General features: G+C 49.3%; 13 protein-coding genes. 10 read left to right on the forward strand and 3 right to left on the reverse strand.

Features of this window, described 5'->3' with window-relative positions:
- Positions 1-150: 150 nt before the first annotated feature.
- Positions 151-1,305, reverse strand: coding sequence for a sensor histidine kinase (locus tag AC0QH1_RS23130; RefSeq protein WP_324633731.1), 1,155 nt, complete (start codon positions 1,303-1,305; stop codon positions 151-153).
- A gap of 371 nt (positions 1,306-1,676) precedes the next feature.
- Here AC0QH1_RS23130 and AC0QH1_RS23135 point away from each other — a divergent pair, with 371 nt between their 5' ends.
- The 10 genes from AC0QH1_RS23135 to AC0QH1_RS23180 all read left to right on the forward strand — a co-directional run bounded on the left by AC0QH1_RS23135 (position 1,677) and on the right by AC0QH1_RS23180 (position 12,344).
- Entirely contained in the window at positions 1,677-1,811 is a 135-nt protein-coding gene (locus AC0QH1_RS23135; RefSeq protein ID WP_324633732.1) for a hypothetical protein, read from the forward strand.
- Positions 1,812-2,241: 430 nt separating this feature from the next.
- Positions 2,242-2,772, forward strand: a complete 531-nt coding sequence (locus AC0QH1_RS23140) for an orange carotenoid protein N-terminal domain-containing protein (protein WP_324633733.1) — start codon at positions 2,242-2,244, stop codon at positions 2,770-2,772.
- A gap of 1,264 nt (positions 2,773-4,036) precedes the next feature.
- On the forward strand, positions 4,037-4,762 hold the full coding sequence (locus tag AC0QH1_RS23145) for a response regulator transcription factor (RefSeq protein ID WP_324633734.1): 726 nt from the start codon (positions 4,037-4,039) through the stop codon (positions 4,760-4,762).
- A gap of 812 nt (positions 4,763-5,574) precedes the next feature.
- Positions 5,575-6,510: a YihY/virulence factor BrkB family protein gene (locus tag AC0QH1_RS23150; RefSeq protein WP_324633735.1), complete on the forward strand. Its 936-nt coding sequence runs from the start codon at positions 5,575-5,577 to the stop codon at positions 6,508-6,510.
- Positions 6,511-6,751: 241 nt separating this feature from the next.
- Entirely contained in the window at positions 6,752-7,159 is a 408-nt protein-coding gene (locus AC0QH1_RS23155; protein ID WP_324633736.1) for a hypothetical protein, read from the forward strand.
- Between the two features lie 216 nt (positions 7,160-7,375).
- The gene (locus AC0QH1_RS23160; RefSeq protein WP_324633737.1) at positions 7,376-8,182 is read left to right on the forward strand and encodes a ChaB family protein; all 807 of its coding nucleotides are present in this window, start codon (positions 7,376-7,378) and stop codon (positions 8,180-8,182) included.
- A 68-nt stretch (positions 8,183-8,250) separates the two neighbouring features.
- The gene (locus AC0QH1_RS23165) at positions 8,251-8,757 is read left to right on the forward strand and encodes a Dps family protein (protein ID WP_324633738.1); all 507 of its coding nucleotides are present in this window, start codon (positions 8,251-8,253) and stop codon (positions 8,755-8,757) included.
- Positions 8,758-9,039: 282 nt separating this feature from the next.
- Entirely contained in the window at positions 9,040-9,558 is a 519-nt protein-coding gene (locus AC0QH1_RS23170; RefSeq protein WP_324633739.1) for a hypothetical protein, read from the forward strand.
- A 278-nt stretch (positions 9,559-9,836) separates the two neighbouring features.
- Positions 9,837-10,931: a DJ-1/PfpI/YhbO family deglycase/protease gene (locus AC0QH1_RS23175; RefSeq protein WP_324633740.1), complete on the forward strand. Its 1,095-nt coding sequence runs from the start codon at positions 9,837-9,839 to the stop codon at positions 10,929-10,931.
- A gap of 99 nt (positions 10,932-11,030) precedes the next feature.
- Positions 11,031-12,344, forward strand: a complete 1,314-nt coding sequence (locus AC0QH1_RS23180; RefSeq protein ID WP_324633742.1) for a hypothetical protein — start codon at positions 11,031-11,033, stop codon at positions 12,342-12,344.
- A 96-nt stretch (positions 12,345-12,440) separates the two neighbouring features.
- On the opposite strand, the gene AC0QH1_RS23185 is transcribed toward AC0QH1_RS23180, so the two are convergent.
- Together AC0QH1_RS23185 and AC0QH1_RS23190 are read right to left on the reverse strand one after the other, a co-directional pair.
- A complete protein-coding gene (locus AC0QH1_RS23185) occupies positions 12,441-18,014 on the reverse strand; it encodes a trifunctional serine/threonine-protein kinase/ATP-binding protein/sensor histidine kinase (protein WP_324633743.1) in 5,574 nt (1,857 codons plus the stop codon).
- A gap of 359 nt (positions 18,015-18,373) precedes the next feature.
- Positions 18,374-22,393 carry a PAS domain S-box protein gene (locus AC0QH1_RS23190; RefSeq protein ID WP_324633745.1) on the reverse strand — a complete coding sequence of 1,340 codons (4,020 nt, stop codon included), beginning with the start codon at positions 22,391-22,393 and terminating at the stop codon, positions 18,374-18,376.
- Positions 22,394-22,518: the final 125 nt, after the last annotated feature.

The following is a 22,518-nucleotide window of genomic DNA, read 5'->3' on the forward strand; positions in this document are numbered from 1 at the left end:
TTTCATTTGGGTCAAAGAGTTGGTGATAGGAGTCTATCATATCATTGCGGCTAAAGCCGCGCCCGTCGCTTGGTAGCGCCGCTCTAAAGAGACGGGGCTACCAAGCTCCCGAGTTTTTTTCGTGTCGCCGCCACAGAGGCGAGAGATGTTTTAATCGCGCCACGCATTCAAGCGTAGGGTGAATAAGCTGCCTTTGCCTAACTCCGAGTTGACGCTAATGGTGCCTTGATGAGCTTGTGCGATGCGCTTACACAGGTGCAACCCGAGACCACTCCCGGATCGTTTGTGTTTTCCCGGGCGGAATCTTTCAAATAATAAGGCTTGTTCTTCTTCGCTGATGCCGGTGCCGGTATCTTCGACTTCAATTTTGACCGTGCCTGGATCGGCGGGATCTGCAACGTCGGCGGGGGGTGGTTCTTGACTCAGGCGGATCTCGACGGAACCGCGATCGGTAAATTTAATCGAGTTACCGACTAAGTTGGTCAGCAGACGACGTAGTTCGAGGCGATCGCCATATACTAGCCCGGAGGTTTTTCGCTTCCCGTCGGGGGCATCTCCATAGGAGACTTTGAGCTGACAATCTTTTTCTTCCGCCATTGGGGCGAGTTCTTCGATTAATTCTTGGATGAGCTGACGCAGGTCTACTTCGGAGAAATTTAAGTTTTTGCGATCGGCTTCGTAGCGGTAAACTTCAAGCAAGGTATTGACCATGCTCAGCAAGTTTTGATTGCTGCGAACCATCGTGGCGAAGGCTTCGTCCATTTCTGGGGTAATTTCTCCCAAGGCTCCTTGCTGGAGTAAAGTTAACATGCGATCGGCAGCAACCAAGGGGGTTCGCAAGTCGTGGGTCAGCCGCGAGACAAAATCTTCCCGCTGACGGGCGATTTCATCCCGTTCGTCTACGCTATGTTTGAGCCGCAGGAGACTGCGGACTCTTGCGAGAAGTTCGTCGAGTTCTACGGGTTTGCGGATAAAATCATCCGCGCCGAGATCTAATCCTTCCACCACACTGGGTTGATCGTGGGCGGTAATCAGCAAAATGGGGATAAATGGCAACCGATCGTTGTTGCGGATCCGTCGGGTGACTTCGTAACCGTCCATCCCGGGCATCATAATGTCGAGCAGCACCAGATCCGGTGGTAACTCTTCAATCTGAGCTAAGGCAGCATATCCACTGTCTGCCTGAGCGATGTCATATCCCTCTTCTTCCAGAATTGTCTTGACTAACAATACGTTATCTGGAGAATCATCTACCACGAGGATGCGGTTTGCTGGATGGTTTTGAGAACGGGAGGGATCAATCATCTAAGTACAGGGATGGGCTGCAAGCAACAGATTTCGACTCTAAGCCAAATTCTCTCACTCGATCGCGTAATTTGGCTCAGTCTGGAGAAAGATTTTATTTCCGAATTGGGGAGAACCACGTTTTGAATTTCTCTGTCCCTAGCACTCTCAGTTTGTGGGAGAGCGATGGTTCCAGTTACAGGGGCTACAGTGTCGATCGCCTTGTCTTGCTTAGACTCTGGAGGGACTCGCCCCATCTGCACAGCTAGAGGTTTGGTGTTTCCGCTTCTGCATTGAGTTACAGGTGCGATCGCGCTTCACGTTCGAGCGGTGCAGGAAGTTGGCGAGGAACGAGGCTCGCGTGGTTCGGGCATTTCGGGGGGTGGCAATTGGTGGCTCGCAAAATAGCGATCGCCAATCGTCACGCCGATAGCATTAACCCGGAAGTTGGGAATTGCTCTTTAGATTTTATCATCTTTATCCCCCCCATCGCTCTTGCAATGGATTTTTCCACCAACTCAGGATAGGGTTGGCATCTAAAGTGGGGTCGCCTCCACACAAAAGCCTAAACAGACCGCTCGTCTTTTTTTTGGGAATGCAGGTAATTTCTCCACCCGCCCCCACGCGCGATCGCCACTTCGCGTGCTTCTGCACCTCTTTTACGGAGTCGTGGTAGTTTCAGGTGCCTCCATCTCCCCCACATCACTATCTTTAGAGGTATTTTTTTTAGGTTAGCCCGATTGAAATATCTATCTTTAGCTAGAAGACAAAAAAGAATTAATTGAATAATGAGTTTGAGGTAAATTTACAATTTTTGTTGCTCATACATCTATCTCGAGACAGATTTCTGCATCCTTCTTTCCAATCTCGTTCCCGAGAGCGGCTTGACAGCAATCGGTAAAGTTTGTTAAGTATTATAAAGTGAAAGCAATTTAAAGTTAACCAAGAACCTAATTTATGTCTTCGATAAACACAAGCGGAAAAACCCAAATTCGTTCGGAAAACACTCAAAAAATCGTTCAAGCATTTGAAGGCTTAGGTACCGATGATAAACTGGCGGTACTCTATTGGGTCTATGAAAAAATGGGAGACTCGATTACTCCAGCAGCACCCACAGCAGCCAATCCTCAAGTTGCGCCCATCCTGCTCGATAACTTTTATAACTTATCCAAAGACGAGCAGCTCAATGTTATGCGAGATATCGTCAACCGAAAAGACACGGAATATTCTCGCGACTACGGGGCCTTAAGCGCCAACAATCAGTTACTCGTGTGGTATGCGTGGGCAGTAGCGATGGGCGATCGCGTGGTGGATATGCCCAACGATTACGAAGCGACCGAAGGAGCTAAAAATTTCCTCTCGCAAATCGAAAATGCAGAATTTGAAGAGCAAATTTCCATTTTGCGCGAAGCTGCAATGAATATGGGCTACAGCGAAGTTGGAGAAGTTCCCAGTCAAAGTGAAACTGGGAAAACGCCGAGCTTGTAATCCCAAGCGGCTAAACACAAAATCCGGAATGTACGAGTAAAAGGCTAGGGTTAAACTAAAACCCTAGCCTGCTTGTGTCGCCAGATAAACGTAATCAATGTTGGGTAAAAGTTGCCATTATTTATAACGATAAAAGGGTTTAAGCGTTACCCGATAGCTTAGGGGTCTAAATCGGCTGGGACAACGCGCCAGTCTAAATTGCAATACATCCAGGCTAGATGTATAGACGAGAGAAGTTTTCCCTAGACCGCCTTTTTTATATTAAAAAAAGCAAGAATGGGAGCCGTCATAGATGTTTCCTAATAATTACTAATACAAGATGGCTTTCAATCGCCAATTCTGGTGGTGGATTCTCGAATGGTAAATCTCTTCGTATCCAAACTGGTCCGTTCAAGGGCAGAGGATTTGAGGATTCAATGATGACAACATTTTTACTTGTCGGATTCTCTGATTATTTTACCCGATCGCTTCAAGCTGGGGAGAGTCAGGCGGAAAAATTGAGTCGGGTTTTCGGGTGATTTGCGGCGCTGTTGATGGCAATAATCGATGAGGGGAAAAGCGCGGGAATCGAACCTTGCGTTAGTGCAACTCGCAACCCAGGGTCGCTCGGCTATATTGTGCTGCGTTAAAATAGATGTTATTCGCGCCTCGCCGACAATTCCGCAGTGGGGGAAAAGCCTGCAATTGCAGGCTCAATCTCGCCGTAAGGCAAGGAATTTTTGCGACGCGGTTAGATTCGAGCGTCAATCCCTGGATCCGGATGATTTTTTTCCTGAAAGCGGGGAGGCGACTTGTGTTGGGTACGCGACAAGGAGGTAGAGGGGTGGTTTGTGGTTTGTCTGAGGGAGGGGGTGCGATCGCCCCTAGAGAAACACAGATAAAATCCTCCGCCATAAAAACCCCTGGGGGATGTTGTCTCCACACAGAGGATGAGGGGGATGGGAGAAGGAGAGGAAGGCAGTGGTGTTATTTAAACAGAAATCAAAGCCTGAAGGCGGGATAGAACGGACTCATCCTTCTATCGGGCAATTCCATCGTGGCTGGCTGGTTGCCAAACCGGAGCGGCAGAAAAATTGAGGATTCACTGGCTAGGTTTTAAGATTTACTGGTAAGCTAGGTTAGAAGTGTCAATGTAGGTTAATTAACCACAAAAAAGTCAAAATTTTGGATAATCTAAGTGTATCGGGAAAGGCAATCGACGACATCTACCCATAGGTGTAGTTTGGTGAAATTCCCTTGATAGTTCTTTGAAGTCATATCAAAAATGAGTGAAATTCGTGTTGCTTTAGTTGAAGACCATGACCTGACTCGCATCGGGATTCGGACGGCGTTACAACAGTCGGATGGAATTGTGGTCGTCGGAGATGCGGCGAATGGCAATTCAGGGTTAAAGTTGCTTTCCGAGTCGCATCCGGATATCGCGATCGTGGATATTGGTTTGCCAGATATGGATGGCATTGAGGTGACGCAGCGACTGCGCCAGGTGCAAGAAGCGGAAAAACTTGAACCGAAAACCAAGGTCTTGATTTTGACGTTCCAAGATAACGAAGATGCAGTGTTGGCGGCGTTTGCGGCGGGTGCGGACTCTTACTGTATGAAAGATATCAGTTTTGAGGAATTGCTCGGGGTGGTGCGCTTGACCTATGAGGGAAACTCGTGGATCGATCCGGCGATCGCGGGGATCGTACTCAGACAGGCACGCACGACTCCTAGCGAAGCCACCCCCAGCAGCTCTAAGAAGGAAACGGTGTCGATCAAGGCTCCGGAACCGGAATTCAGCCAAATTATTGAAGCCTATCCTCTAACGGAACGGGAGTTAGAAGTGCTTGAACTGATCGTGCAAGGGTACAATAATGCGGAAATTTCCGAAAAGCTGTACATTACGGTGGGCACGGTGAAAACCCACGTCCGCAATATCTTAAATAAGCTGTGTGCCAACGATCGCACCCAAGCTGCTGTTTTAGCCCTGCGTTCGGGGTTAGTGGGATAAATTTGCGGTTCTGGGGTGTGGGGAGGGACGGGAAAATTCTTCCAGCAGGAGCGGATCGAGGCGACGCCCTGGATTTCTACTAGGGTGCGTCTTCATCGCTTGGATAGCCAAACCGGGGGGCGGAAATGACAGACCATCGACGCTCCAATTTATCCGGCTTGTACTGTAGGGGCTTTGGCGGTGCCATGCCCCTCTTTTGGTTCAAGGGAAGGGGATGACGCCGAAAACCCCGATTCTGTCAATATATCCCGAGATAGAAGACAAACTGTAGGCGGTTCGCTTATTCTGATACGGAAGGCGAAGCTAAAGATAAATTTTAAATAAACACACAAGCGGTTAAACTCGTTCCTAAAAATCCAAGTCCATTTTAACGGGTGGGGCGAGAACGAAGGTCTGATGTTGGCTACTATTTTGGACAGGCAACCATTCTGACCCGTTCCATTCTTTAGCCGATCGCCGAGGTCACTTTTCTATCGGGATAAAAGGCGATCGGCTGGTTTTCGAGCGGCAACTGACAAAGGGAAGTGGGCAAGGTAGAATAAAAATTTTTCCCTGAAATAACATCAGAATGTGAAATGCCGAAATAATGGGCAATTCGTAACTTTACAAAAAAATCGAAAAAAGTTAAATAGAGTCCAGATAAAAGACGATATCTAGGCTCGCAACATTAATAATTATTCCGGTCAACCCCCCGGGGTGCTAGCGTTTGAACTAAAGCGAATCACCAGTTGCTGGGGTATAGTGACAGTTTGATGAAGCTTTTATGATAGGCTTCAATTGCCGGAATAATGTTGGAAAAGGAGTATTAAATCGTGAGATTAAAAGTAATTTGGAGGTTGCTCAAGCGAACCTTTGCGGAATGGCAAAAAGATAAAGCATCGCGACTGGCGGCGGCTTTAGCGTACTACACGGCGTTTTCCCTAGCGCCGATGTTAATTATCGCGATCGCCGTGGCGGGTTTGGTTTTCGGTCAAGAAGCGGCGCAAGGAGAAATTGTGGCGCAATTGCAAGATTTAGTAGGGAGAGAAGGGGCACAAGTCATCGAAACGGCGATCGAAAATGCGCGCCAGCCGAGGTCGGGAATTTGGGCGACAATTATCAGTATTGCCTTGTTGCTGTTTGGGGCAACGGGGTTGTTTACTCAGTTGCAAGACGCTTTAAATACGATTTGGGATGTGAAGCCAAAACCGGATGAGGGGGTAAAAAAACTGCTGAAAACCCGGGTTTTATCCTTTGCGATGGTGGTGGCGATCGGTTTTTTGCTGCTAGCATCCCTGGTAGTGAGCGCGGCATTGGCAGCGATCGGAAAGTATTTTGACAATCTGGTACCGGAGTTAATGTTCTTGTGGCAAACGTTGAATTTTGTCATCTCGTTGGGGGTGATTACCCTGCTGTTTGCGATGATTTATAAAGTGCTGCCGGATGTAAAAATTGCCTGGAGCGATGTTTGGATTGGTGGGGCAATTACTTCGGTACTGTTTGCGCTCGGAAAATATTTAATTGGTCTTTATCTCGGCAATAGTAGTGTGGGATCGACTTACGGTGCGGCGGGATCTTTTGTGGTGCTGCTGCTGTGGATTAATTATTCGGCGCAAATCTTGTTTTTTGGTGCGGAGTTTACTCAGGTTTATGCAAACCGATATGGTTCGCGCATTGTCCCGACTAGCCATGCCATGTTTGACGAGGGTGCTAGGGGCGATCGCGTTTCCGAGGGCGTGGGGAGTCGCGGTAATGGCAGCGATCGCTAAATAATGGGCGATCGCGCCTCGGTTCGTCTGGAGGGTAGGCATTACCCATTCTATATGGATAGCGGATGCTGAAGTCCCGCTAGCGCTTGTAGGGTGGACTCGGGGAAGGTGGCGGGATTGGACGAGGAGCGATCGTACTCTCTCGATAGTCGTAAGCGAAAATCTACTACTATAGATAGTTTTATTTCGTAGGTCGATCCGGCTATAGTGAACACAACGATTGCATTCAGGAGCAATTTGCATGAATAAGCAAACGCAAAATAAAGAAAACAACGTTAACAATACTCAAAAAGAAGTCGTTGACAGCAATAGCGCACCGCATTACGATCGCGAAATCGTACCCGCAGAAGTGGCGGCGCGCCAAGAGCGAGAAGGCGATAAATTCATGGAAGCGCCGAAAAACGAAGATGAAGCGCAAGTGGATACCGATGCGACTCGGCGCGGTTTCACCGTAGATAACGAAGGGTTGGTGAATAATTTCGCGATCGAACCGGAAATGTACGTCAACGAACCCGGCGACTTGCGCGAAAAAGAACAACAACTGAAAAAAGAACGCGCTGACGAATATGTAGAGGCGCATGAGAACGACGAGCAAGGACGATTGACGATGGACAAAGATAATCGCACAAAAGGTCCTGGCGTTATCTAAACGTGGCACAGCAACCTGCCCGCTTTGCGTCCAAATTTTGGGCGCAGGGGGTCAGTGACGGGATCGCGGCTCCCAAGGTTGCATCAATTCTCTCCCCTCCCTTCCCCAAGTTGCTGTGGGGGGGGACTCCCGTGGGGTATAACAATACAACAGGGCGAAGCCGAGGGAAGATGATTCGCCGATGCAACCGCAGAAGAAGAAATCAGGAGGATACGAATGACAACCGCTTCTAATACAACCGAAGCTCAAGACGCGCAACAAAAAACAAATCGTTGTGTTTCGGCTGTGTTTGAAACCCAAGAGCAAGTGAACGATGCAGTTAACCGCCTGCTCGAACGCGGTGTCGATCGCGAAAACATTTCGATTGTGGGTCGGAACTTTCACAGCGAAACCAAAATTTCGGGATTTGTGACGAAGAAAGATGTCATCTTAGATGGCTTAAAATCCGGGGCAATTTTTGGTTCGTTGTTTGGTTCGGTATTGAGCCTGCTAACAGGAGTGGGGGTGTTATTCATTCCCTTTATCGGTTCCGTTGTGGCTGCAGGACCATTAGGAGCCGCTTTGTTAGGAGCGACTACTGGTGCGATCGCCGGTTCGGCGGGTGCGGGTTTAGTTTCCGCATTAGTCGCATTAGGAATGCCCGAAGACAAAGCTGCCATTTATCAAACCCGCCTGCAAGCCGGAGAAACGCTTTTGGTGGTAGAAGTTCCTGCCGAAAAAATTGGTGAAATTCAATTGCTACTCGAACGCATCGGCGGTGACGAAATCCTCAGTTGCGATATGAAGATTCCCCGTCAACCGGAACACCCTTTAGACAGTACAGAAGAGTTGTCTCCGGAACTTCGCAGCCATCTGTCTCCCGAGGCTCAGGAAACATTTCGCAAAGCTTATAACGAAGCATTGACCCAAAAAGAGGATGCCAATCAAGCGTCCTTAATTGCGTGGCGCTCTGTGGAAGAGAACTACGAAAAAGACGAAAATGGAGTGTGGTCAAAAGCTCCCATTCCTGCTGGCGTTTCCTAAGTTAAAAGGGATTAATCTTTTCGGGAACTTTTTACCCGAATTTAGTCGAACATTGGAGGAAAAAATTTATGACTACGACTATCGATACTTCTGCTCAAAAGCAAATGCCCGTGAATATCGGTATTGAGGAAAACACGCGCAAAGAGATTGCCGATGGGCTGTCTCGGGTATTAGCCGATACCTATACTCTGTATTTGAGGACGCATAATTTCCACTGGAACGTCACGGGGCCGTTGTTTAATACGCTGCACCTGATGTTTGAGGAGCAATACCAAGAACTGGCGATCGCCGTGGATGATATTGCAGAACGAATCCGCACCTTGGGTTTTCCCGCTCCCGGGACTTATGGTGAGTTCTCTCGCTTGACTTCCCTCACGGAAACCGAAGGCATTCCCGCCGCCGAAGATATGATTCGGTTTCTGATTGAAGGTCAAGAAACGGTGGTTCGCACCGCTCGCGAAGTGCTGCCAATTGCAGAAAGCGCCAACGATCAACCCACGTTAGATCTGCTGACGCAACGGATGCAAGTCCACGAGAAAACTGCTTGGATGCTCCGCAGCATGTTAGCCAGCTAATTCTTGGCTCGCAATCTTCGAGTTTAGGTTTTAGAGTGGGCAATTCTAGTCAAGCGGCTTTAATTCTCATTCTGAAATCTAAACTCTCCCAGAGGATTATCGGGCAAATTTCAACTCTACCGAAATCCAAATGACTGGATTTTTGAAAATAGAGAAACGGCACTGATTAAATCTTCAATTTTTCAAAAAAATTGATTTTTATAATAGGCAAATTACCAGCCTATAGAGGCATTGCCTTTCTAAACTGAATAATTTAAAACGCAATAGCAAGGAGAAAACAGTATGAAATTCAAGCAACTTTTGAACCAAAAAAACATGGGAATATTGGGAGCCATTTTAGGGAGTACCCTTTTCTCGATGACTCTATTGCCAATGGCTGGAATTGCCGAGAGCAAACCCAATCCTAACCTAGAGAGCAACCGAGGCGATCGCGAATCTACGATCGCGCAGTTTAGAACCGGACCGCGAGACAATCTCGATCGACCTGTGGCGCTGCTGCGATCGCAAAACATGCCAGTGGAAATCACTCTGGTTAATAATACCAACGATCGCATCACTTATCAAGTAATTGGCGATACGGACGAACGCTTAATTTCTGAGGGCGGTACAGCCACGGTTCGCCGGATCGATATTCCCGTCACAGTCACCTTTGTCCGCTCGTCGAGTGCCGCATTGTTACAGGTCGAACCCGAAGTTATCGGTCCGGGTGAAATCCGGTTGAACTTGGATGAAACGAGCAGGTTAGATCGAGACGTTACGGCAATGAGAATTGATGAAACGGGTGAGGTTTACTTGTACTAAACATAGGACGAGCGAAGGGGAAATATATTTTCCCCTTTCTTCTTTACCCAGGTAAGACTAAATATTGCCCGCATAAATTTAGACTGAGAAATAATTGCTACCCAATCATTGCAATGGGGTAGGCAAAAAACGATTTTATGAGCACAGCTCGGTAGGTGGGCAGTGCCCATCCTACGCAGGGCTACGCTCACGGGTAGGGGGGCACTGCCCACCCGTTATTGTCGTGCTTCCCGATCCGATTTGCGTCAGTCCTAAAGTAAAAATTGAGGAAATTTATTATGGTTGAAGCCAGCCAAAATGCCAGGAAGAAAGTAGCCATTTTAATCGAAGATGGGTTTGAGGATTCCGAGTTTAAGGTTCCTTATACCGCACTGCGACAAGCGGGAGCAAAAGTGTGGGTTCTCGGGTCGCGGATGAATCAGGAGTATAGGGGAAAACAGGGGAAAGTTTCGATTAAACCGGATGGAACCACCACAGAAGCGCGGGTGCAAGATTTCGATGCGGTAATTATTCCGGGGGGTTTGGCACCGGATACGATGCGAAATAACCCGAATACGGTGAATTTTGTCAAAGAAGCGATCGCCGAGGATAAAATTGTAGCCGCCGTTTGTCACGGGCCGCAGGTTTTAATCGAAGCCGACTTGCTGCGCGATCGCCGGGTTACGGGTTTTACCTCCATCCGCAAAGACATGGAAAATGCAGGTGCGACCTATATCGACGAACCCCTGGCGATCGATGGCACTTTGATTACCTCGCGACAACCAGGGGATCTGGCCATTTTCACCACCGCTATTCTGTCGCGCCTGATGCTCCAAATTCCCGATCGCACCCTACCGGAAGAAAGCGATACCCAGGTAGAATGGTGGGAACTAGCCGCCTCCTGGGGTGGTTCCAGCCGCAGCGAAATCGTCGAAGGTCTGAATACCGCACTGGCTGGGGAACGCTATACCCACGAAGCATTCCAACATTACGCCGAGCGCACTAGCGATACCGCCCTGCGATTGCTGCTGCTGGAAATTGTGGAGAAAAAAGCAAGTCACATCGAGTTACTCGAAGGCAGACTTCAGGCGATCGGGGAACAATTGTTTTTCCCCTCAGTAGCGGCGGGTGCATTGGCAAACGCGATGAGCTGGCTGCAGTCGAGCGAAGATATAGAAATTTTGCGTCGCGCTCTCGGCGATATTCAAACCGGTATGGTGGATTGTTATAATTTGCGGACAAAATACACCGATCCGGTCTCCACCATGATTTTTACCACCCTCGAACAGGATCTCGCCGAGTCCGAACAGCGTCTTGCCAGTTTGTATCAAGCCTCTTTGGGCATGGGAGAACCGCAACCTGCAGCACCGAGTACGGGTGTGGCGGTTGGATAATTCATTTTTCCCTTTATTTTGCCCAACCTACCACCTCGGGTTAAGGTAAAAAAAGCGCTATTCTAATCCTAAATATTGCACGCCGAGAGGAGAGCAAAAATGAACTCAGAAAAGAATCAACCCCTAGAACCCATGCCAGCCGGAAATGCCGCGATACCTGCCTCGCCACAGGTTTCAGAGACCACAGAAACGGCTTGCGAAGGAGTGACAGAAACGGTGAATAAAGCCGCGTTAGAAGCGAATAAAGTGGCGATAGATATAGTTGCCGGCGCGCTAGAAGGTGTAGCTGAGGCAACCCGCCAGGGTCAAGAGGCATTCGATCGCGCGGCACAAGCAGCAGAAGAGCTGGGCAAAGTGGGGTCTAAAATCGGTGAAGGAGCGGCACAAACTGCCAGTGAAGCAGCAGCGGGAATCGCCCATGAATCGGAAGAGTGGTTAGAACGCGCCACCACAGAAGTGGGAAAAACCCTGTCTTTTGTCGGCGATAACCCGGTACTACAACAAATTGCGAAAACCTTTAAAGCTCAATGGTTGCTGCAACTTACCGGGCAGGTGGATGTATCGAAAGCGCAGTTAGCGGTGGAGAAATTAAAGCAGAAATATCCCCAAGAATCTGCCGATGAAGTTTCCCATCGGATTATGATAGAAAAGTCATTGTATGCTGGCGGAATTGGATTGGTCAGTAGCATGGTGCCGGGGGTAGCTTTGGCGCTGCTGGGAGTGGATTTAGCCGCAACAACGGTGTTGCAGGGAGAGATGATTTATCAGATTGCGGCGGCGTATAACATGGATTTAGAAGATCCGGCGCGCAAGGGGGAAGTGGTGATGATTTTTGGGCTATCCCTTGGCGGTTCGACGGCGCTAAAAACCGGGTTGGGGATACTGCGAAATCTGCCAATGGCGGGCATGGCGATCGGTGCGAGTACGAATGCGGTAATGCTGTACACTCTCGGATATGCAGCATCGCGCTTTTATGAGGCGAAAAGCAGTCCGGAAATAGCCGAGATAACGCCGGATGAGCTGAAGCTGGAAAGCGAAAAATACTTGGAAAAAGCGATCGCGCAAAAAGAAATCATGGATCGCATTTTGGTGCAGATGATTTTAGCCTCTCGTCCGGATACCTCTTGGAAGGAGATTTTACCGGAGTTAAAACAGATGAATTTCACGGCAGATGCGCTAAAATTGATGGAGTCCGAACTGGAAAGTCCCCTGCCTTTAGAAGAGTTAATCCAGTCTCTCGATCGCGATTTTGCCTTTCCGTTGTTGGCGCAATGCTATCGCATCTCTCAAATCGATTGCGTGACTACGGAAGAAGAACAACAAGTAATGGAGGCGATCGCGAATCACTTCGATATCGATTTAAACCAGGTGAAAGAAACCGTAAAAGCCCAAGATGCAGAAAGCAGCGAGTAATCCCTGCATTTCTCCCCTGCATAAACTCGTTAAACTCGTTCCCAGGTTCCACCTGGGAACGAGTGGAGGTTCCACCTGGGAACGAGTGGAAACAGTTTAATGGGGTTTAATCGGTAGGGAAATGATAAATTCCGCTCCTTCTCCGGGGGCAGAAATACATTCTAACATACCCTGGTGTTTCTCCACAACAATTTGGTAACTGATAGACAAACCCAACCCCGTGCCTTTGCCTTCGGGTTTCGTGGTAAAAAAGGGGTCAAACAACTGCTGACGCACTGTTTCGAACATGCCCGGCCCATTGTCTTTAATCCGAATCTGGGCGTAAGGGAGGGAAGAAGAGGAATCGACAATCACTTCTGTGCGAATCCGAATTTCTTTCTCGCGAATTTGTCGCGGTTCTTCCAAGGCATCGATCGCATTGGCAATCAGATTCATAAACACTTGATTGAGCTGTCCCGGGAAACAACTGACTTTCGGCAATTCTCCGTATTCTTTAACCGTAACAATTGCCTTTCTGGTTCCTTTCGCTTTCAAGCGAGAGGACAGAATCATCAAGGTGCTGTCGAGTCCTGCGTGAAGGTTGGCGGGTTTGGGTTTTTCTGCATCCACGCGGGAAAAATTGCGTAAAGACTGCATAATCTCGCGAATGCGATCGGTTCCCATCGTCATCGAGGAGAGCATTTGCGGTAAATCGGCGACCAAAAAGTCTAAATCGATTTCCTCAATTTTCTCTTGAATTTTGGCGGGAGGTTCGGGGAAGTAATGGCGATAAAGATGGAGCAAATCGATTAAATCGCTGACCGACTCGGAAGCGATGGTCAAATTACCGGCGATAAATCCCACGGGATTGTTCACTTCATGGGCAACACCGGCCACTAATTGCCCCAAGCTGGAGATTTTTTCAGTTTGGATTAATTGGGCTTGAGTTTGTTGCAAATCGCGCAAGGCGGTTTCGAGTTGGGTGGCTTTTTCTCGCTCTCGCGCTTCGGATGCGCGCAAGTCGGCATTTTTGCGCTCGAGTTGGATAGAATAGCCCTGCAATTCTTGGTAAAGTGCGGCATTGTCGAGCGAAATTGCCACTTGAGCGGCTAAGAGATTTAAGACGTTCAATCGTTCTCGAGTAAATGCGCCGGGACTGAGGTGATTTTCTAAATAGAGAATGCCGATAAATTTGCCGTGATGGATGAGTGGCAATCCCAAAACTGAGGGGGGTTGATGTTGGGCGATATAGGGGTCGCGGGCAAAGCGGTTGTCCAGTTGCGGATTGTCGATCGCGATCGCTTCTCGGGTGCGATCGATGTAGTTGACGATCGCCTGTGGCAATTCGGCAGAGGTTTCCACGGGAATAGAAGGTAAGCGTTGATACTGCTGGCTTTCGATATCTCCGGCGGCTTCTATCACTAATTGACCGGATTTGGAGAGGAGGATAAATCCTTTGTCTGCCCCTGCATTTTCCATGAGAATGTGCATTAATTTCAACAGCAATCGATCCAGGACGATTTCTGAGGAAATCGCTTGGGAGGCGGAGATTGCCGCACTGAGATCCATCACGGCGGAAACCGAGGCGGTGGAGGTGGTGGTGCGAGTGAGATGCACGGTGCGATCGCACGAGGGGGTGCGGGTGGAGGTTTGCGATCGCAATTGCGAAAAGATTTGCGGATATTTTGATTCTAACGCGGCGACTTTGGCAGAAGCGCCCCAGCGAATGTAACCGTAATAGGCTTCAGTGAGATAAAATCGGGCTTGGTTGTCTTGTTGGCGGGAAAAATGAAACTCGGCAAATCGTTCGTTGGCGATCGCCGCTTCCGGGATATAGCCTTGCTCTTTTGCGCCAGTGATGGCGCGATCGTAAAGGGCGATCGCGCGGGCATCTTGTCCTAAAACCCGCGCTTTTTCGGCTTCCACTAACTGGTATTTATGCTGATAGTTTTCCGGGGCGTGCTTTGCCCAGCGTTTCAGTTGTTTTTGCTGGCGGGCGACTTGCTTTAAAATTTGACGGCGATCGCCCTTTGACACCTTCGGATAGCGCGCCAATAATGCCAGGGAATAATAAAAATTGTGAACCGCAACCGACACCACGCCCAGCATGCTTGTGGTATAGTTTTCCGCTTGTTTCCCATAGGCGATCGCCCCGGGGACATCGGCAAATAAATAGGCAAAAATTTCCGCCCCTAAATACCCATAAAACAATGCTTGCAGCATCTGGGTATTCTCCAATTCCTGGAACAATGCGGCTTCTTGGGATTCGTCCCCCCATATGCCCTTTTTCTCCACCGAGTCGCGCTGCTGCAACTTCACTGCAATGTTCTCGATAATTTTCACAATTTCTATAGCGTTCTGTTGCTGTATTTTTTCCAGCAGTGCGAGATAATCGTGACATTTCAGGCTGACTTCTTCTAAATGTTTCCCAGCCAAAAACATGTAGCTGCAGTAATTGATGGCACTATGCCCGGTATAATCTAACGTCCCGGTTTCCAGGCTGCGGTTCAGCGCTTCAATAAACGGCTGTAGGGAGTGTTGTATCGGCTCTTTCCAAGGACGGATAAACGCATTAAACACGCTATAAATTTTAACGTTCAGTTCTCGGTTTTCGTATTTTTCGGTTAGCTGACAAGCCAATTGACCGAATTGATAGCCGGCTTCTATATCGGAAAGCACGCCGCACAAAATCCATCCGTAAAGGGCGTAACCATATGCAGCAAAGGCGGAGTTTCCATATTTAATCGCCAAATTCACCATTTTAAAGGTGACAATCGGAAACAAATTAGGGCAGATGAGAAATGCCGGCACGAGGAGGACACTTAAAATTCGCATGGCAGCGATTTTATACGGATCGTTCATCGGGGGCAATTCCTCGAAATCGGCGATCGCTTTTCGTCCTCGGTTTAATTTAGTGGCAACCAATGCGGCTAAAATATCCAATTTGCTCGGATTTTCGGGTAAATCTACCCCCAACTGCTTCAAAACTCGCAGTCCGATTTCCATTGCGGATTTAATTTGGTTTTGCGCGATATAAAACTGGATTTGCGTTTCGTAAATTTTCAGCTTTTCCAGCAAGTCTTTCCCCTGCTGCAACACCACCTCGGCAAGCTGCTGCGCCCGGTCAAAATCGGTATTCAAGTATTGCGCTTCTACCGCTTCGGTATAGATATCCCGGGTGAGTTCGTAATCGGTTTCCCAGCTTGTTGCTGGCAATAAATCTAAGGCAATATTCAGATAGTTTGCCGCCGAATCATAGGCGGTGGCGGCTTTGGCTTTTTTCCCCGCCATTAAGTTTAATTCGGCAAGTCGGTGTTTTTCTTCCCGGGAATCTATCGCCTCAATTCCAATATCGAGCTGATTCACTATATCGAAAATCCGCTCTGGGAGTTGCTCCTCCGGGGTGGAATCGAGCAGCAGTTTGCCGATTTTGCAGTGGGTTTGAATTCTTTGGTTTGTGGGAATTAAAGAATATGCTGCCTGCTGCACGCGATCGTGGAGGAATTTATAAGAAATTGTCTCCTCGGATTTTCGGTGGGCGGAGGATGAAATTAAGGCGATCGCATCTTCTGTCTCTCGAGTTCCATCGTCCCACACTAACGGCATTTTGTAGTTGTTGCTTAATGGCAAAACTAAACCGGCTTGCAGTGCATCCCATAACTCTACCGCAGTGTCGCCGGCGGAAGTTTCTGCATCGGGTTCTAGGGAGCGTTTTGCTAATGCTAACACGTCTAAATTAAACGGGTTGCCAATGCAGGCGGCAAGTTGGAGAATCTGTTGCGTGGCTGCGGGCAGTTTTTGCAGGTTTCTAGCAATCAGTTCCACTACATTATAATCGGTAATCCCCAGAGATTGAATTTCTTGTATATCCCATTCCCAGGTGCCGATATTAAAGTTAAACTGGAGGAGATTTTCTTCATATAAGGTTTGCAAAAGCTGGGTGAGGAAAAAGGGATTCCCGCCGGTTTTGTTAAACAACAGTTCGGCAAGTCGATGGATGGGTTGGGATTCTACATCCTCGGGTTGGCGGAATTCTGAGGGTTGCGTGAGGGTGTCGGCGAGGAATTGCTCGATATCCGATCGCGCCAAGGGTTGGAGGACAATATTGTTGATTACTGCGCCACTTTTTTGAAGGCGATCGAGGGTTTGGATGGTGGGATGAGTGGGGCTGACTTCGTTATCGCGATACGCGCCAATCATTAACAAATATTGGCTGTGGCGATCGCTCATCAGCAATTCGAGTAACTTCAGGGTTGCAGAATCAGCCCATTGCAAATCATCGAGAAAAATCACCAGGGGATGATCCGACTGGGCAAACACGCGGATAAAATTCTGGAAAACGCGGTTAAAGCGATTTTGCGATTCCGTCGGTCCTAAAGTGGGAACTAAAGGTTGTGTGCCGATAATCCGTTCCAATTGGGGAATCACATCGATGATGACTTGCCCGTTTTCGCCGATCGCGTTTAAAATCTTCTCCTTCCACCGGGCAATTTTCGAGCTTGTTTCGGTTAAAATATACTCGATTAACGAGTCAAAAGCTTGAATTAAAGATGCATAGGGAATATTTCGTTTAAATTGGTCGAATTTTCCGGCAATAAAATATCCCCGTGCGGCGACAATGGGTTTATGCACTTCGTTAATGACGCTGGTTTTCCCGATTCCGGAATAACCGCTCACCAGCATAATTTCGCTGCGATTGGGGGAGGCTTCAGCGGAAATTTCCGAGGAGTTTTTGCCGCTGATGCGAGCGAAGGCATCCAGGATTTGGGCGACTTCTGTTTCGCGCCCGTAGAGTTTTTGAGGAAGGAGAAATTGCCCGGAGTTATCGCGAGTGCCGGGAATAAAACTTTCGAGAAATGTGGCGTCGGCGAGGCGATCGCGGCAGGTTTCTAAATCCGCTAGCAGTCCCCGGGCACTTTGATAGCGCTCTTCGGCGGTTTTGGCTAGCAGTTTCATCACGATTTGGGACAGGGCGGGGGGAATTTTGGGATTGAGTTGGTGCGGGGGAATGGGTTTTTTGGCAATATGATGGTGGACTAATTCGAGTAAGTCGGTGGTGGAAAACGGCAGTTGCCCGCACAACATTTCATAAAAGGTGATGCCGGTGGAGTAAAAATCGGTGCGGTAATCGATGCAGCGGTTCATTCTGCCGGTTTGCTCTGGGGACAGATAGGCGAGGGTGCCTTCGAGCAATTCCGGATTGCTGAGGGTGGGATTTTCTCTGGATAAGCGGGAGGAAATACTAAAGTCAATCAGGCGAATTTGTAAAGTGGTGGGATTGATGAGAATATTTTGGGGTTTAATATCTTTATGAATGACGTGGTTTTGATGGAGTTTGGCTAAAATTGACGCCAGTTGAATGGCGATCGAGAAAAATTCCGGGAGGTCTACTGGGTTGTCGGCGAGCCATTCTTTCAAGGATTGTCCGGTAAAGTATTCTAAAATTAAGGCAAGTTTATGACCGTGGGCGATCGCCTCTATCGGTTTGGCCACTCCTTCGATTTGTAAGTCCCGCAAAATTTTGTATTCATGTCTTAACCGGGTAATTTCTTCGAGGCTGGGATATTCGGCTTGTAGGGTTTTAATCACAACCCGGGTGTTTTGCGGCTGTTGAATGCCGCAATAAATCACGGTTTTTTCTCCTTCATGCAGTCGGGATTCGATTTGGTAGCCGGGAAACAAACTATTCATGGGTGTTTTCGAGAAAAGGGTAGTGTTTTAATGGGGAAAGTGATGGGGCGCTTCAGGCGATCGCCATAGCGCCACAAATCTATCGGCAATTCGAGGTTTCCCTGGGTGAGGGTAAAATTTGCGGAATATGCCCCCGATTTGCCCGCGATTGGGTGGCGTTTCAGCACCCCAGATATGCCATGAGTTTTGATTTCTATTTTAGGATGCCCTAAAACCTGCCCACAATCGGAAACTTAACAAAAGTTTAAAAAACGGGTCTATCGGATCGACTCTAACTGTAGGGTGGGTAGTAACTTTAGGTGAGCAGTACAGACCCTAAAACGACAACTGCCCACCCTACGACTCGCTACGACTCGCGCTTAGATTTTTCGCAGGGGAATTTCGAGGATAAATTCGGTTCCTTGACCGAGTTGGCTTTCGCAGCGTAAGTTTCCGTGATGCTTTTCTTGGATAATCGAATGAGAAATGGCCAATCCCAATCCGGTTCCTTTGCCGATGGGTTTGGTGGTAAAGAACGGATCGAACAAGTGGTTTTTGACACTTTCCGTCATGCCCGGACCGTTATCGGCAATTCGGATAACGGCGAAGGGCAAAGAATCGGTGCCGGATTCGGCGGGGCGATCGCGCAATTCGGTGGTAATGGTAATCGCACAAGGAGCGGCTTTAATTTCTGCTAAGGAACGGTTTTTGTTGTAGTCCTCAATCGCATCGATCGCGTTGCTAAAAATATTCATAAATACTTGATTGACCTGACCGGGATAGCATTCCACTTCCGGCAAATCTCCGTAGCACTTCACAATAGCAATTCCGGGTCGTCCGCCGTTTTCTTTCAGGCGATTTTGCAAGAGTCGCAAGGTGCTGTCAATCCCGGTGTGAATGTCTACTAATTTCATTTGCGCTTCATCGTGACGGGAGAAGTTTCGCAAGCTCAAGACAATTTCGCGGATACGATTCGCTCCGATTTCGATAGAATCGAGCAGGTTGGGCAAGTCTTCCATGAGAAACTCTAGCTCTATTTCTTCGGCTTCTGATTCGATTTCCGTCACTGGATTGGGGTAATGTTTCTGATAGAGTTCGAGAATGCCAATCAAGTCATTAATATAATCGCGGGCCGGGTTTATATTGCCGTAGATAAAGCTGGTGGGATTGTTGATTTCGTGAGCGACACCGGCCACCAGTTGACCGATGCTGGACATTTTTTCGGTTTGAATGAGTTGGGCTTGGGTTTGTTTGAGTTCTTCCAGGGCGGTTTCCAAGGCGGTGGCTTTTTCCCGCGCCAAAATCGCACTTTGCTGACTTTGGGAGTAGAGTTCGGCTTGGGCGATCGCGATCGCCAGTTGTCCCGCCACTCCCTGTAACAGTTGTACCTCGCTGTCGAACCAGGGGCGCGGTTGTTCTCCTAACTGCAAGCCAACGATCGCCCCTATCTTACCGCCGTGAGTTTGAATGGGCAAGATAACAATCGCCCGGATGCCCCACTTTTGCTGAAATTGCCGCATCTCGGGATTTGCTGCAGCGAGCACGTCATCCACCCGCACTATCTCCATTTGTAGCAGGCGATCGCCCGCTGCGCCGAGGTCCTCCTGGGAATAGCACCCCAAAAAGCTGGGAATTTTTGGGGCGATCGCTTCTTTCACCACTTGCCAACAAGGGGAAGACGCGGCACTCAGGGGTGAGGCGGTTGGGGTAGATTTGCCGATTCCTTCCGGGCGGTACCAGGCAAACAAACAGGCATTAATCTGCAATAAATTGCGAATTTGCTGCACTGCGGTTTCCAGAATGGTATCGAGTTCTAATGAATTGCGAATTTGTTCTGTGAGTTCGCCCTGTAGGGTTTGGCGACGGGCAAGAGCGCGCAACTGACGCTCTTGCTGGCGCAGGGCTTGTTCCGCCCGCGTGCGATCGGTGAGGTCTCGCACGATCGCCATCACCTCATCCGACCCATTCACCAAAATTCGCGACTCGAAATAACGGATTTCATCGGCGATTTCCAGGGGATATTCAAACACCTGCATCTTGCCGGTAGACAAGGCAATTTCTATATAGTGTAATACTTCAGGTGCCAGTTGCGGGAACATGTCTCGGATGTTTTTCCCCAGCAAGAACTCCAGATCGAAGGGCAGATCGGAATTTTTGCTGCCCTGAAATTCCAGATAAACGCCATCGCGATTCATGCGAAGGATGGTATCGGGAATTAAATCGAGCAAGGCGCGATGTTTGGCTTCGCTCTGGCGCAGGGCGGCTTGCGATCGCTTGCGATCGCTGATATCTTTGACGATACCGATGCTGCCGATCGCCTCTCCCGCCGCATCCCGCAACAGGGATAACGATAGCAGGGCGTGAAAAATTTCTCCGGAGCGACGAACGTGCTGCACTTCCAGTTCGCAACTGCTGGTTTCAAACAATGCCGTCATCGCCTGGGCTTGCTGGCTTTTTGCCTCCGAATCCGCCTCCAGCAGGGCAACCGGCTGCCCGATCGCCTCGGATTCCTCATAGCCGTATAGCCGCTGCGCTCCCTTGTTCCAGCTCGTTATCCGACCTTGGCGATCGACCGATACCACCGCATCTTGCACTTGTGCGAGAATTTGTGCTTGTCGCTGCAGGGCTGCTTGTGCTTTCTGCCGCTCGGTGATATCCTCTACACAAGATAATATCAGCGGCTCTCCGTCCCGGGATAGCAGCACGCCGGACAAGCGCACCTGTATCCCATGTCCGTCTTTGTGCCGGAATTGTTTTTCGTAAGCGGTAGAATGGCCGGTTTCTTGCAGGCGCTGGATCTGTTGCCGTTCGGATTCGGCGAAACTGGATGGGGTTATTTGCCAATAGGTAAGTTCCAGGGTTTCTTCCACCGTGCGACCGAGAATCCGGGCAAACGCCGGATTGACATCGAGCAGGGTGCCATTTAGGCGATACAAGACTAAGCCGATGGGAGAGGCTTCAAACAGCAGGCGGTTATACTGTTGGCTTTGCTGCAATTCGGCTTGCACTCGCGCGCGATCGCGAATTTCTTGCAGCAGGCGATCGTTGGTTTCCTCCAGTTCTGCGGTGCGCTGCGCCACTCGCTGCTCCAGGGTTTCGCGGTATTCTTGCAATTCCCGCTCGGCTTGCTTGCGATCGGTGATATCCCGGGTAATCCCCTGAATTCGCCCATCGGGCAGACTCTTGGCGCTCAGTTCCACGAGCAAGAAGGTGTCATCGCGACGGCGCAGGCGGACTTCTTCTCGGATCGTGCGCCCAGCCCGCACTTGCCGCATATACCAAGGAAGCCAACGGCTCTCCTCTGGGGAGATTAAATCGACAATATTCATTTGCAACAGTTCGCGGCGCGCATACCCGGTCATCTGACAGGCTTTTGAGTTAACCGCGATATAATTTCCGGCCTCGTCGGCAATAAATATCCCATCGGCGGCTTGTTCGAGTAACATGCGATACTGGTTTTCGCTTTCGCGCAGGGCTGCCTCGGCTTGCAGGCGATCGCTGATGTCGGCGATCGCCGCCACAAATCCGGTCACGTTACCTGCCGCATCGCGCTTGTAATTCCAATCTACCCGCAGGTCGATAGTTTTCCCTTGCTTGGTAATATTTTTGCTGATATAGGGCGTCGGCGGGGGCTGTTGGGTCGCTAATTCGGTTAAGAATGCCTGCATCTGTTGGCGATCGCGCTCGGATTCCACTTCCCAAATGCCTTTGCCCACTAATTCTCCCGGCAGATAACCGAGAATCTGGTGATGTGCCGCATTGCTAAACGTAATATAACCATCTAGGTCGATTTCCTCAATTCCATAGGGCAGGGTGTCGATAAGCTGGTGATGTTCTCGTTCCCGAGTTTGCAGATCCGCTTGCCTCTGCTGGCGATCGCTAATCTCGCGATTGCCCACCATCGCGATCGCCCTACCGCCAGAATCAATGCCATTTATCGCCCCATCCCGCAAGGTTTCGCCGGATGTTCGGTCTGGTTGCGCTGGTTTGAGTTGGCCCATTTCAATGCCAGTGGCGATCGCGCCGGTACAAACCCCTTCGTCATTGTTTATCGGTTCTACACTCCAAAAAATCCATATCGGTTCGGTATCCTCAGAACCCATCCAAGCGTTCTCATAACGATGTTGAGAAAAATTGCCCCACTCGCGCGCCGCTTCCGGAGGCAAAAACACCTCCCAAACATATCGATTTTTCACCGCCGCGCCGGAAACCCCCGTGACTCGTTCGCAAGCGCGATTGCAATGGAGAATGCGACCCTTTGGGTCGCTCATCACTACTAAGGTGCCGACACTGTTGAGAACAGTTGCCACAAAGCTGCTTTCGTCGTGCAAGACTGCCTCCTGCTCTAACTTTTGAGGTTTTCCCACTGGATGGACGAGGGGAATGACAGAGCGACTCAACTCCTGCCCGGGGGCATACGCATACGCATTCCCGAAGCATCTGCGACACAGCCAAAGCGATCGTCCTGTGGGTCTATTGTAGACGAGAAATCCGATAAATTTCCCCCCTCTATTTGTTTCACGTG

The organism is Phormidium sp. CCY1219 (assembly GCF_055795085.1).